At 55.6% G+C, this 13,236-nt stretch carries 7 protein-coding genes; 3 read left to right on the top strand and 4 right to left on the bottom strand.

Annotated features, from left to right (window positions below; all coding sequences use genetic code 11):
* Positions 1-120 precede the first annotated feature (120 nt).
* Positions 121-1,776 carry a tetratricopeptide repeat protein gene (locus ACIX8_RS12685; protein ID WP_150110593.1) on the top strand — a complete coding sequence of 552 codons (1,656 nt, stop codon included), beginning with the start codon at positions 121-123 and terminating at the stop codon, positions 1,774-1,776.
* Positions 1,777-1,796: 20 nt separating this feature from the next.
* On the opposite strand, the gene ACIX8_RS12680 is transcribed toward ACIX8_RS12685, so the two are convergent.
* The gene (locus ACIX8_RS12680; RefSeq protein WP_014265741.1) at positions 1,797-2,579 is read right to left on the bottom strand and encodes an SGNH/GDSL hydrolase family protein; all 783 of its coding nucleotides are present in this window, start codon (positions 2,577-2,579) and stop codon (positions 1,797-1,799) included.
* A gap of 349 nt (positions 2,580-2,928) precedes the next feature.
* Positions 2,929-6,444 (bottom strand): TonB-dependent receptor, encoded by a 3,516-nt coding sequence (locus tag ACIX8_RS12675; RefSeq protein ID WP_014265740.1) that lies wholly within the window; start codon positions 6,442-6,444, stop codon positions 2,929-2,931.
* A 556-nt stretch (positions 6,445-7,000) separates the two neighbouring features.
* Here ACIX8_RS12675 and ACIX8_RS24575 point away from each other — a divergent pair.
* Complete coding sequence (locus ACIX8_RS24575) at positions 7,001-9,043, top strand: alginate lyase family protein (protein ID WP_014265739.1); 2,043 nt, start codon at positions 7,001-7,003, stop codon at positions 9,041-9,043.
* 410 nt (positions 9,044-9,453) lie between these two features.
* A complete protein-coding gene (locus ACIX8_RS12665; RefSeq protein ID WP_014265737.1) occupies positions 9,454-11,244 on the top strand; it encodes a hypothetical protein in 1,791 nt (596 codons plus the stop codon).
* Positions 11,245-11,652: 408 nt separating this feature from the next.
* Here the strand turns inward: ACIX8_RS12665 and ACIX8_RS25960 are convergent, their stop codons facing one another.
* Together ACIX8_RS25960 and ACIX8_RS12660 are read right to left on the bottom strand one after the other, a co-directional pair.
* Positions 11,653-11,823 carry an MFS transporter small subunit gene (locus tag ACIX8_RS25960; RefSeq protein WP_190273776.1) on the bottom strand — a complete coding sequence of 57 codons (171 nt, stop codon included), beginning with the start codon at positions 11,821-11,823 and terminating at the stop codon, positions 11,653-11,655.
* Positions 11,824-11,844: 21 nt separating this feature from the next.
* Positions 11,845-13,182: an L-lactate MFS transporter gene (locus ACIX8_RS12660; RefSeq protein WP_044176679.1), complete on the bottom strand. Its 1,338-nt coding sequence runs from the start codon at positions 13,180-13,182 to the stop codon at positions 11,845-11,847.
* Positions 13,183-13,236: the final 54 nt, after the last annotated feature.

Below are 13,236 nucleotides of genomic sequence, written 5' to 3'. Positions count from 1 at the left end.
TCTTTTGAAGACATTTTTTTACAGAACAGGCAACCACTTTTTATTAAAGAAACACAGAGGTATCTCTTGGCTATATATACTCAGTCCCCATTGTTTTCTTCCGCCATAAATTTTGGCGGGATGAAGAAGCTTTTCGCGATGTGCTTTGTTCCTGTTCTGCTGGTCTCTTCCGCATCTCTCTCGGCGCAACAGCATCATCACCATGGAGCGGAGGGCGGGGATACGATGTCGGTCGAGAAGTTCGGCGCCGTTCATATGCCGATCTCCTGTGCTGCGTCTGTGCAGCTGCCTTTTGAGCGTGGTGTCGCTCTCCTGCATTCTTTTTGGTATGAGGAAGCAGAGAAGCAGTTTCAGGCGGTGGCTGTGGCCGATCCGAATTGCGCCATGGCCGAATGGGGATTGGCCATGACCGAGTGGCGTCCCTTCTGGGATGGCATGCCTGACGATCGCCGCAGGGCCGGTGTGGCGGAGATCGATAAAGCGACTGCGCTCAATGCTAAGACAGATCGTGAACGCCGTTATATCGCGGCTCTGAGCGGCTATCTCCACGCCGATCCTTCGCAAAATGAAAAAGCACTGCAGGGCTACGACTCTGCAATGGGTGCGTTGCACACAGCTTATCCTGAGGATATCGAAGCCACGGCCTTCTATGGTCTTGGCTTGGCAGCCAGCATCGGCACACAGGATCCAGTGGGAGATGCCCGCAAAGCCCTGGCTGTGTTGGAGCCTGCTTTCGAGGCACATCCTGATCACCCTGGGCTGGCCCATTACATCATTCACACCTGCGACAGCCCGCAGTTAGCCCCCGAAGCGCTTGCCGCCGCGGAAAAATATGCGTCGATCGCACCATCTTCCGCGCATGCCCTGCATATGCCAGGCCACATCTTCGCGCGTCTGGGCATGTGGCAGCAGGACATCGATTCGAATGAGGCTTCGGTTCACGCCTCGGAGTATGCCGAGAAAAATCACCTGGGTGGCGTTGGGCATCAGATGCATGCCTACGAGTTTTTGCTCTATGCCTATCTCCAGGAGGCTGATGATGCGGATGCCAAGCGGGTACTCGATTACACCGAACCCATGCTCGCGCATCTACGCTCGCTGCCCGGCATTGAGAACGATGGCATGGCCCTTTTCATGACCTACTTTGAGGTAGAGCTGCCTGGCATCTATGGTCTTGAGACGCACGACTGGAAGGCTGTCCTCGCTATTCCGGAGCCTGCTCACCCCCTGGTTTCTGCGCAGTATTACCGGGCCTGGGAGCAGACTATCGCTGCCGGACATCTTCGTGATGCTGTGGCAGCGGACAGGGCAGCAGCAGAAGCTGATGCTGTTTATGGCAAACTTGCCAGCGATGGCAGTCCGATCTCCGATGAGAGACAGGTAGCCCAGGACACGATCAAGGCGTGGCAAAGCTTCGCGCATAAGAAGGACGCAGAGGCTCTTCAATTCATCGCTTCTGCTGCGGACAGGCAGGACCGTGTAGGCCAGGCTGAGGTCGATATCCCGGCACGCGAGATGTATGCCGACATGCTTCTGGTAGATAATCGTCCGGCAGAGGCCCTGGTGCAATACCGTACAGCGCTAAAACTGAGCCCCAATCGTTTGAACGCGCTCTATCACGCAGGCCGTGCTGCGGAAGCAGCAGGGAAGCACGAAGAGGCAGAGAGCTATTACAAACAGCTCTTGAAGGTTACAAACGATGGCGCACACTCTCAGCGGCCGGAGGTTGCTTATGCTCGCCACTTCGTTCAAGGCGGGAAAGCCAGCGGGTTGTAGTTCCACCTTTGAGTTTGGCGTTACGGCTGTGGCTCGGCAAGCGCGCGTTCAATCGCTTGCTGGGCCAAAGGCTCCATGATGGCGTAACCGGCATCGTTAGGGTGTACGGCTTTGTCGATGGCGAGATCGGGACGGATGCCGCCATGGTCGTCTACCATCGCTGAATAGTAGTTGACGTATACCAGATGCTCGGTCTGCGCATATTCCTTGATCCATAAGTTCAACTGGCGGACAGTCTCTGCCGGATGCAAGCTTGGCCGCCAGGGGATCGATGACGCGGGAAGTGGTGATGTGATAACGACTCGGATGTGAGCGGCCTTCGCCAACTGAACCATGGAGCGGTAGTTATCCTCGATATCTTCCAGGGACTCCGGTCCGGTATTGCCTGCAATATCATTGATGCCGCCCGCAAGGACGACTACGGTGGGCTTCAGGTGCAGTACATCCTGCTGAAAGCGCACTAGCATTTGAGGCGTCGTCTGTCCGCTGATGCCGCGATTCACATAAGGCTTGCCGGGGAAAAACTTGCCATAGGTTTTACCCCAGAACTCTGTGATGGAATCCCCCATAAAGACCACACGCTTCTCTCCGGGGGCCGGGTCTCCGAGCTTGATATTTTCGTCGCGATAGTGCGCGAGTGCCGGCCAGTCTGCAAGCTTCCTCTGCATGCCCTCGATCTGTTGAGGGGGAGGCGATGTTGCGGGTGCCTGCGCAACGATAGGAGCGGCCGCCGTGGCTGGAGTGGCCTGCTGACCCAGCAGGGAGGTGCTAAACAGGAACAGCAAGACGTAAGCGAATTTCATGGAGTGCCCTTCGTGAGTCTGCAGAGAGCAGATTCGTTAAGGATGACGAAGCAATACTATTTTGGCAATTCAGCGCTACCAACAACTGTAAAGCTGGCCTCAGATTTGGATAGGGCTTCCTGCGGCTGCGTATCCCTGGGTACGAGATGGTAGACCCTGGGAAGAATGGATCGTTGTCCCTGGTTGCGTTTCGGTGCGCAAAGTGGGGAGATCTGGGGGATTTCGAGTTTTTGAGTTGAATTAGTTATTCGTAAAGAAAGTTAAATTTCACTTATAAAAAATTGTGTTTTGCTGAAATTGATTTCCGTGCCGGCCGCTCGTGGAAGAGGCCGGCACGGAAGTCATGGTCCTAGAACAGGATCTTGACTGCGACCTGTATCTCGCGGGGAGTGTTGGCTTGAGAGGTGATCTGTCCGAACGTTCCGTCCGTGACCCCTGCATCGGGGCCGGAGAAGGCCGGCGTGTTGAAGGCGTTGAAGGCTTCACCCCTGATTTCAGTCTTGATTCCGTCCACCATTGAAAACTGTTTGAAGACGGAGATATCGAGATTGGTCAGGCCTGGATTGCGAAGATATCCCAGGGTGCGGGCCGTGTTGCCGAAGGTATAAGTTGCTGGTTGGGAGAAGGAGCTTGTATTGAAATATTTCTTCAATTTATCTTCCACTCTGCCTGGAAGTTTCGGATCCTGACCGTTGTAGTTCGGGCGTTCGCCAGGGTTGAAGATGTTTGCCACATTGCTGGCGGACAGGGCGATTGGGGTTCCGTTATGGGCACTATAGATACCGTTCACCTGATATCCGCCAAAGATTGCATCGACGAGACGATTCCAATTGGAGCCAAAACGTTCTCCACGACCGAAGGGGAGGCTGTAGACGGCACTGACTACGAGGTTCTTTGGGATGTCGAAGGTAGAGGGTGCATAAGAATCCTGCATCAGAGGAATGCTTGCGTCCTGATAGGTGCCGTTCGAGCCGAAGTTCGAGTTGCTGATGGAGTAGTCATCCAGGGATTTCGAGCCGGTATAGGACAGCAGGACGGTAGCGCTTTTGCTGAATCGCCGTTCGACCTTGATCTGTATCGAGTCATAGTGCGAGATGGCGCCTGCTACCTGATATCCGTTTACGGCTGTGAACTGAGGATAAGCGGAGAGCAGGTAACGCTGCTGAATCGTGGCGCCGGAGATAGGTCCCGAGACCTGAACCTTGCCTGCCAGGGGGTTATTAGGGATAGCGGTCAGAAGCTGTGCCCCGAGAGCAAGATCGGAGTCAGGCAATTGGTTATAGGTGGGACTGTAGGGAAGCTGTACGCCGTGATTGCCTACATAGGTGACCCCGATAAGCCAGTTGCCGGGAAGCTGATATTCCACTCCCAGTTGATAGTTTTCTGAGTAAGGAGCGGGCTGGCGGCGGAGCTGCGACACGATGGAACTGCCGGTTGAGGTCAAAAGTCCCAGCGTGTTTCCCGTGGGCGGAACAAAGCCTGTTGGGAAGGGATTCGAGAGATAGGCGTTGGGAGTGGCTCCATTGAGCGTGCCGTTGTAGGGCGTTGTGGCGCGGTAGCCTGTGTTCTGAACTGTAGCGGCAGCCTGATTGGGGCTGTCGGCAAAGAAGATGCCGAAGGCCCCACGCACGACAAGCGAAGTGGTGGGGTGATAGGCGAAGCCAACCCGAGGAGCGAAGTCCAGATAGGTGCCATCGGTTGTGGTCCTCGGATTACCGTTGACCCCGGCGTATTCCAGACCGCCCTTTAAGCCCGTGAGGGTGGTCGTTAAGGCGAGTGGAGAGGGCACGTTCAGATCGAGCCATGTGGTTCTGTTTTTACGTTCGGTTCTGGGAATAAATAGCTCATATCTGAGACCTGCATTGAAGGTCCATTTGTCGGATGCCTTCCAGTCATCCTGCAGATAGGCCGCGGCATAGTGGCTGGTGGTATCGCTGATCTTGAACGCCTGAATCTCCGATCCTGAGCCCAGTCCAAGCAGGAAGGAGGCAAATCCGTCTCCACTGGTGCTGGAGGCCGTGAGGGCGTTCCCGCCCTGAGTGAAGTTTGTGCCGAAGGAGAAGGCACCGGTGGCTTCTCCGTTCTGGTTGGAGTTATTTGCCAGGATGCGGAACTCCCCGCCGAAGTTCAGCGTGTGGTGTGAGAGGACCTTGGTGTTGTTGATCAGGAAGGAGTCCTGAAGATAGCCCGCAGTTCCTTTTCCTTGCTGGCTACCCGCGCCAATGGCGAGATAGCCGGCAGGGGCGATGCCTGGGAATGTCAGCGAGGTAGCCGAACTCGCGATGGCTGCTGCCGCGAGATAAGGAGGAAAGCCCAGCGTTGTGGGATCGAAGCCATCGGAGGCTGTGGCGGTGTTGTAGTAGACGTGGGAGACGCCGGCGCGGAGTTCGAAGATATAGGAGCTGCTCTTGGCAAAGGTATAGTCAAGCCCCGCTCCAATGGCAGGCTGGGAACCAGTTGATGCATTCTGAGCGACCTGGATGGCGGCAGGGAACTCATGAGCAAAGCCGTTGACGGGATTGCGTTTCGAGAAGCGGAAGGACAAACGCTGACGATCGCTGAAGATCTGGTCGACCTTGATGTCGTATTGGTTGATGGATGTTGGTGTCGATGCGTTGACAACATAGTTGTTGTGGCCGAATTGACCCGCTGTGTTCGGCAGAGGATAGTACTTGAGAATATTGGCTGCAACCGGATCGAAGAGCGATGGATCGATCTTGTTGTTGGGAAATTGAGTGCGGGTGTAAACAGTGCCTGTGGAGGTGACGGTTGCGACCGTCGAGCGAGGATCGTAGATGGAGATTGCGGCACCGGACGATGTCGCATCCGCTGAGAAGTCGCCGCCGCGCTCAGCAAGCGTGGGCACGGTGGTCGTAAGCTGCGCGGCTTGAGTCTGGCGAAGGCCTTCATAGTCCACGAAGAAGAAGGTCTTATCGCGCCCGTGGTAGAGCTTGGGCAGATAGACCGGGCCGCCCAGGCTGAACCCAAACTGATTCCTCCTGAAAGCGGGGAGTGGGTACCCTAATTGATCCGAGAAGTAGTTGTTTGCGTCGAGATACGAGTTGCGCAGAAAGTCGTAGACGCTGCCATGCAGGCTATTGGTTCCTGACTTGTACAGGATGTTGATAATGCCACCGGCGGCATTGCCGAATTGAGCTGAAAAGTTACTGGTCTGGACCTTGAACTCCTGGGTGGCGTCGACCGAGGGAAAGATGCTGAGGACGGTGACGTCGTCTGTCGGAGGAGCGGCTGGCACACCATCCAGCAAAACGTCTGTGTTGCCGGCCCTGCCTCCGTTTACGTTGAACTGAAGGCCGGTAAAGCTGGCATTGACGGTTCCCGTTACACCAGGCACGAGCAGTACAAGGCTGAACGGATTTCGCTGATTGAGCGGAAGATTTTCGATGCTCTTGTTTTCGATGACCGCGCCTACGTCGGAGGATTGGGTCTCCAGAAGAGGCTCAGCGGAGGTCACCTGCACTGTCTCGGAGACGGTGCCCAGCTCAAGGGTAAAGTCCTCTCCTGCAGTCTGATCGACATCGAGGATGAGGCCGGAACGTACGAGGCGTTTGAATCCTGTGGCCTCGATGGTTACCGTGTAGGGGCCGGGAGGCAGGTTGGAGATGTCAAAGCTCCCGGTGCTGTCCGTCAACCCTTTGAAGTTTGCCTGAGTACCCGTGTTGGTGAGGGTGACCGTCGCGTTTGGAATGCGAGCCGCGGTCGAGTCATGGACAGTGCCTTTGAGTGAGGCCGTGATCCGCTGCGCCTGCGTTGCGCTCGTGCTGAAGATAAGGAGGGCGAGCAGGATCGCGAAGAAAAACCAGCGTTTGCTGTCTTGAATCTTGTAGGGGATATGTCGTTGCATGGTGGCCTCATAAAGGGAGTTTGGAGCTGTTGCGGGGGCGCTCGAGCGAAGAATTCCAGCCCTATGTTGAGAAGGTGTGAGTTCTTTTTCGAGTCGTAATAAGTATCGTTAGCATTTCGGAGGGGAGCGTACAAGGAGTCGTGGATCGTTGTCAAGATCCAAGGGGATGGACTCTTTCAAAGCCTTGGGTTCGCATTGTAAAAGTGCAAAAATAGCCAACTATCCTTCATTTTCCTGCACGAAAACGGAAGAGAAATGACTCTCAGTCCCATAGAGGCGAAGGGTTTCGAGGGGTATTTTCCTGGATAAAAACAAATTAGTGCAAATGAAATTAAGCCAAAAGAGACAAAATTCTAGTAACGTTATCAGGCAAAGTCTGAGACGCATGAGGCATTCCCCGAAAACCGCGACAGGGGGATGCTTATGGTTGTGAGTTTGCAGAGATATAGGAGGAGATTCTTATGTCATTCAACGGTTTACGAAGTTTTCGAGGGAGCAAGGAATTGGGGTCGCTCTTGCCTTGGAAGACGAAGCCTGAAGGAAAGAGGAGATAGAGATGCGCAGAAGAGAGTTTCTTGGATATACGGCCGCGGCCCTGGCCGCAGGAGTGGAGTTTGGACGATCGACTGCCGCTGTTGCGGAGGCTCAGTCTGCACGGAGTGAGGGCTCTTCTTCCAGAGGGCGTTTCGTGCATCCGGGCATTCTCCAAACCCGTGCCGAGCTCGAGTTCATGAAGTCGATGGTGCTGGCACGGAAGGAGCCCTGGTTTGGGAAGTGGACGGAGATGCTGGCCTTGCCCCTGTCCTCGCTATCCTTTGTTCCTTCACCCGTTACCCATATCTTTCGCGGAGCCAACGGACTGCAGAAGAATGGGGACGATGAGTTGCATGCCAGTGTGGATGCGGCGAACAGCCATGTGCTGCAGTGGTATGTGACAGGGGATCGGGCGCATGCGGAGAAGACAGCCGAGATCCTGGACGCGTGGAGCCGGACGCTCTGGAACTTTGGCGGTAACGATGGAAAGCTGATTGCCGGCTGGACTGGAGCGGCCCTGTGTAACTCTGCCGAGATCCTGCGCGCGACCTATCCGGAATGGGGAGCGGAGCGCGAGGAGCGTTTCAAGCGCATGATGACGGAGGTCTATCTCCCACTCGATGTGGACTTTTTCCCGGAGGCAAACGGCAACTGGGATGCTGCGATCATGCAAACTCTGGCAGCCATTGCGGTCTTTACGGAAGACCATGCCCTCTTTGAGAAGGTAGTTACGCACTACAAGTTTGGACAGAAGAACTCCGGCATCACGAAGTATGTTTTTCCGACTGGGCAGTGCGAGGAGTCCGTCCGCGATATGGGGCACACGCAACTGGGGCTGGGCTATTTCGCTTTGACGGCGCTGGTCTGCTGGCACCAGGGCGTCGATCTGTTTGGTCTTGCGGATAACCGGCTGGCGCTGGGTTTCGAGTACACCTCGAAGTACATGCTGGGGGAAGCAGTGCCTTACTTTGGCGATATCGCGACCAAAGGCCGCGGTAGTTTTTCCGACTTCTACGAGGTCGCCTATCAACACTATCGCTACGTGAAGGGGCTGGATATGCCTTACACGGAACAAGCCGTACTGAAGGCGAGAGAGCATGCAAAGACGACGTTGACTCAGTACCGCGGAGCCGAACCCAGTGCTGCTCCCGCGAAGGCTGCCGCGCCTCAAATTCCCGCAGCGGCTCTGCCTGGAGCGTCTCTTAATGCTGTGCAGGCACCAGCAAATGCGAAGCGGATCGCTCCGGGCGATTCTATCCAGACAGCGCTGGATGCGCTGCATCAGGCTGGGGGAGGGAGTCTCTTTCTGGCGGCTGGATACTACGAGTTGGCACAGCCGCTACGGATACCCAGTGGCGTGACGATGAGTGGAGCTGGGCGAGGCACGATTATCTCGCTTGAGCCGACTCTCTCCGGTGCGTGTCTCGTCGCTGCGGAGCTGGATCTGCACGACGTAGTCTTGCGCGAGTTCATCGTAGAAGGCGGCACACAGCATCTTCCGCAGCCAGATCCGAATGAAGATCGCAGGGTGCATGCCACGTATCGCGCGGCTTCTCGCGGAGGTGTGCACTTGATTGCCGATCGGCAGGGGCAGATGCAGCGGATGCGCCTGGAGCGGCTTACGGTCCGCAACTGCACCTTAAGCGCGGTGGATCTTCAGGGAGTTGCAGAAGTCTCGATTGCGCAGTGCGACCTGTGCGACAGCGGTGGCCGGGTGGCACCTGGACCGGGCAATCACAATCCTCTTCGGCTCACTCACTGCCAACGTGTTCTTATACGCGGCTCGCGGCTCGATGGCTCGCTTGCCGGGGCCGGACTCAGGGCGATCTCCGTGGACACGATCAAGGTCGAACGATGTGAGGCGGCTCGTAACTGGAAGAGCGGACTCAGCTTTTTCAACTGCGAGCATGTGACCGTTAGCGAATCGCTATTGGAGGGAAATGATGAGAACGGTATCGATTTAATTCGTGACCAAAGGCAAATGAAGATCGATGCAGGAGAGGGCAATATCCTCCGGTTGAATGGAGCGGAGGCTGCTTCCCGCGAGGACTATGCTGGACGGTAGGCCGCTGCCTTTTCACTTTGCATAAACCCGGGATGAGGGGTTGACATGCTGGTGAAGGACTTGAAAATACGCGATAGCATTGTCTATTTCCTCTTTATTTTCCATCGATTACAAGCTGTGATACCTCCAAGGGCCTACGTTGTAGGCCCTTGGGTATTTGCGGGAAACGATGCTCCCTTGAAGTCTAACTGTGCGATGAAGAGGTGAAACTATTTCTCAGCTGGGTTCATCCTTGCGCTTTTATAAATATATTTTTGTTGTCTAGAAAAAATGTTGACAAGTATTTGCTTCTACGTATATCAATTCTCCCGCTGGTAACGTTCTCGCTATGTTCATCGGCAAAAGTTGCAGGTTCAGCCTTCTTCTTTTGCCTGGGCGGAAAGGGGACGCAATTTGAGTGAGGAGAATTTATGCGGATCAAAGCGTTCAGTTGCAGAGTCGCCGTTTTGGCGTTGGTCGTTTCCAGTGCGGTCGCGATGGGGCAGAGTCATCGCGCAAGCCAAACCCCTATGCTCTTAGCCAGCAATCTTCCCGACGCTTCTCTGGCGGGTATGTTTTCTCCCGACGTAAATAAGCCGGAAGCGGCTGCTCCTGCTTCGTCGAAGGCTTCACTGGAACCTGCCCTGGAAGGCATGGAAGGTTCAGGTGCTGGTTCAGGTTCAGGTTCAGGTTCAGGCGTGGGATTGGTCAATGCCACCGGTTTCGGCGGTGCCGATATCGGTGCGAAGGTCAATGCCGCGATTGCTTCGCTGCCCACGGTAACGCAGAACTCGCAGACGTGGACACAGGGCGTTGTTCTCATTCCCGCAGGCAACTACACCTTCAGCACGACCATGAACCTGAACTCTCCCTATCTCGATCTGCATTGCGAACAGGGAGCCATTCTCACCTATACCGGCTCGGGCGATGCGATCCGCATTCTTCCGAGTGTGCAGATCAGCGGTGCAGCGACTACGCAGCCGAACCAGGGACCAAGCGTTGAAAACTGCTCGATTTATAACCAGTCGTCCACGGCTGTAAGCGGTATCCATGCCGGCGATATCTCGAAGATCCACCTGACCAATGTGGCCGTGAACAACTTTACGGGAACGGCTACCTCTGCGGCCTACTGGTTCGACAACACGGTTTCGTTCACGGAAGGAATGGCGCTGCAGGACATCACGTCCACGAACAACAGCATCGCCATACGCTTCACGAATACGGCGGGAACGTCGTTCTCCGACAGCTTTGGGTATAGCTCGATCCGCGGGTTCAGAGCCGAGGTTCGGACCAATCAGATCGGCTTCTCGGTGGAGAACAATACCTTTCTCTACCACTCCTTCATTGACGCAATCGTGGAGCCTGTCGACTCCACCGGCATTGTGATGTCGGTAAGCGGCACGGGCAAGGTTGGCGGCAACGCGGGGGATGACACGATCTTCCTGCGTGGAGAGTGCGTGAATGCCTCCGGTTCCTGCACAGGCGCAACGCTGCTCAAACTCGGGGCTACCACGCAGTTTGTGGCCAATGGATTTATGAACGGGCTGGGTTCCACCATGACCATCAACGTCGCTTCCGGCGCGGTCCTGACCTGGAACGGGACCACGGAGTTGAACCAGTCCGGTTACAACATCGGATGGAGTGCAGACAACAGTATTCGCATGCGTTTCAATTCGGCCACGGATCTTTCCTTCTTTGGTAATAACGTGAGGCTCGCAGGGAACTATGTCGTAGGCTGGTCGACCCAGCCTACGACTGCGGGTAACTATCTGGGCTTGTCTCCGTGCGTTGTGGGTACCGCGATGCTGTGTCTTGGCAATGGCACTACCGGCAATGCAGGCTCTGGTCTGAATACGGGACAAGTGTTGGCATCACAATTCCTGGGTAACTCGGCCGTTCCGTTGGTCGCCGCTGGGCTGGGCTTAGGAGGTTCTCCTTCCGGAGTAGCTCTCTCAACCACCAGCACGAGTGTTTCGGGTGTTGTAGCGTTTACGACGGGCACAGGGCCGGCAGCGCTGTCGCCACTGGCAACTGTTACCTTTGCGACGCTTCTGGGACAGGCTCCGAATACCTGCATTCCCACGGCCCAGAATGCGGCGACGGCAACGGCGTTGAGCAACATCTTTATCTCTTCACCTACAACTGCTGGATTTGTGATCTCGAGCGGGGCAGGAGCGTTGGCTCCTTCGACCTCGTATCAGATCGGGTATGCCTGCTTCTAGAAGCGTTCTTATAGCTCTTGTTCTATGCCTTCCCACTGAATCGTCATCCTGAGCGAGCGTCCCAGCTTTTGGGGACGCGCAGTCGAAGGACCCCGAGGGTTGCTATCTTGCCCAGGTCCTTCATCCCTTTTCGACCTCGAGCGTTCGAGCCTGGACGTTCGTGCTGGAAAAGGTACCTACCTCCTGGGTAAGATCAAATCCCTCGGGGTCCTTCGACTGCGCACCTCGCAAAAAGCGCGAGGTGCTTCGCTCAGGATGACGACTCTGTGGGAGGGCAAAATCTGGGATTTGTTATTGTCCGATAAGTCGTCAGACTCTACCTGATAAAAGCAGGGACAAAGTTACAAAGGGTTCCCAGGTACGGCTTAAAGCCGTACCTGGGAACCCTTTGTAGTTAGCATGCTGATGCTACTTTGCGGCCGTTGTTGGCGTTGTTGTGGAGGTAGCGGGTGGTGGCGCTGCAAAGATTTTCTTTGCATTGAGAGCCGTGTTGTAGATTCCCCAGGCTGCGGGGATGCCGACGATCAGCCAAGCTACGAGGATTGCTGCTGCGGGTGTTTTTTTGATGTCCGTCGTCATGTGCTTTCGCTTTCTCGCCGGTCAGGCGGTTTTTTCCTGCATCCAGTACTTCTCGGCGACCGGACGGATCATGAGGTTGGCAAGGAATCCCACGACCAGAAGGGCACACATGATGTGCAGGATTAGAGGATAAGCCTGCGCCTTGGGGCGGCCGATAGCGACGTAGTGGTCGAGAATGCCGTTGACGATGAGTGGACCAACGATGCCGGCAGTCGACCAGGCGGTTAGTACGCGGCCGTGAATAGCACTTACGTGATAACCACCGAAGAGATCTTTCAGGTAAGCCGGAATTGTTGCGAAGCCTCCACCGTACATCGACAAAAGGAGACAGGCGACACCGACGAACGCACCCACCGTGTGGATCTTTGGAAGTAGAAAATAAAGGATTGCGCCGATAGTAAAGAAGCAGAAGTAAGTACCTTTGCGCCCGATGTAATCGGAGACAGATGCCCAGAAGAAACGTCCGCCCATGTTGAAGAGGCTCAGCAATCCGACAAAACCGACTGCGGCAGCCGGTCCGATGGTCCCCTTGAATAGGTCCTGGATCATCGGCGAAGCTTGTTCGAGAATTCCAATTCCTGCGGTTACGTTCGTGCAGAGAACGATCCAGAGCAGGAAGAACTGGGGCGTCTTCCAGGCCGTCGTCACATCGACGTTGTGCGAGCTGATCAACGCAGAGTGCTTCTCCGACGGCACATAGCCTTCGGGCTTCCAGCCGGGAGCAGGTACGCGAATCGTGAAGACGCCATACATCATGAAGATGAAGTAGAGAACGCCCATGGCCAGGAAGGTCATGGGAATGACAGCTTGTCCGTGAGCTTTGAAGTGCGCCATGAGGTTACTGGCCAGCGGGCCGCCGATCATAGCGCCTCCGCCAAAGCCCATAATCGCGAGGCCTGTGGAGAGGCCGGGACGGTCGGGGAACCACTTGATCAGTGTCGAGACAGGTGAGATATAACCGAGCCCCAGGCCGATGCCGCCGATGACACCATAGCCGAGGTAGATCAGGGCGAGACTGTGGAGCTGAGCTCCCACGGCAGAGACGAAGAAGCCGGAGGCGAAGCAGATAGCGGCGTAAAACATGGCACGCCGCGGTCCAGCCTTCTCAAGCCAGGCTCCGAAGAGCGCAGCCGAGATGCCGAGGAAGGCGATGGCGATCGAGAAGATGTAACCGACTTCTTTCTGATTCCAGGCACCTCCGTTCGTAGCGTGTAGAGCGAGTAGAGGATTTTTGAAGACCGAGAAGGCGTATGCCTGCCCGATCGAAAGATGAATTGCGAGTGCAGCAGGCGGAACCAGCCAACGGCTGTATCCCGGAGCAGCTACGGACCGTTCCCGAGCTAGAAATGATAGAGCCATGTTCACCTCTTGAATATTTTTACGACGCCGTATGAATCGTGAAGCTGTATTGTT

This window comes from Granulicella mallensis MP5ACTX8 (genome assembly GCF_000178955.2).
In the GTDB taxonomy this organism is placed as follows: domain Bacteria; phylum Acidobacteriota; class Terriglobia; order Terriglobales; family Acidobacteriaceae; genus Granulicella; species Granulicella mallensis.
This window is presented reverse-complemented; position numbering and strand designations above follow the sequence as displayed.

Excerpts from the sequence above, each read along its gene's own strand:
- ACIX8_RS12685 (WP_150110593.1), top strand. The coding sequence starts at position 121 with ATGAAGAAGCTTTTCGCGATGTGCTTTGTTCCTGTTCTGCTGGTCTCT.
- ACIX8_RS12680 (WP_014265741.1), bottom strand. The coding sequence starts at position 2,579 with ATGAAATTCGCTTACGTCTTGCTGTTCCTGTTTAGCACCTCCCTGCTG.
- ACIX8_RS12675 (WP_014265740.1), bottom strand. The coding sequence starts at position 6,444 with ATGCAACGACATATCCCCTACAAGATTCAAGACAGCAAACGCTGGTTT.
- ACIX8_RS24575 (WP_014265739.1), top strand. The coding sequence starts at position 7,001 with ATGCGCAGAAGAGAGTTTCTTGGATATACGGCCGCGGCCCTGGCCGCA.
- ACIX8_RS12665 (WP_014265737.1), top strand. The coding sequence starts at position 9,454 with ATGCGGATCAAAGCGTTCAGTTGCAGAGTCGCCGTTTTGGCGTTGGTC.
- ACIX8_RS25960 (WP_190273776.1), bottom strand. The coding sequence starts at position 11,823 with ATGACGACGGACATCAAAAAAACACCCGCAGCAGCAATCCTCGTAGCT.
- ACIX8_RS12660 (WP_044176679.1), bottom strand. The coding sequence starts at position 13,182 with ATGGCTCTATCATTTCTAGCTCGGGAACGGTCCGTAGCTGCTCCGGGA.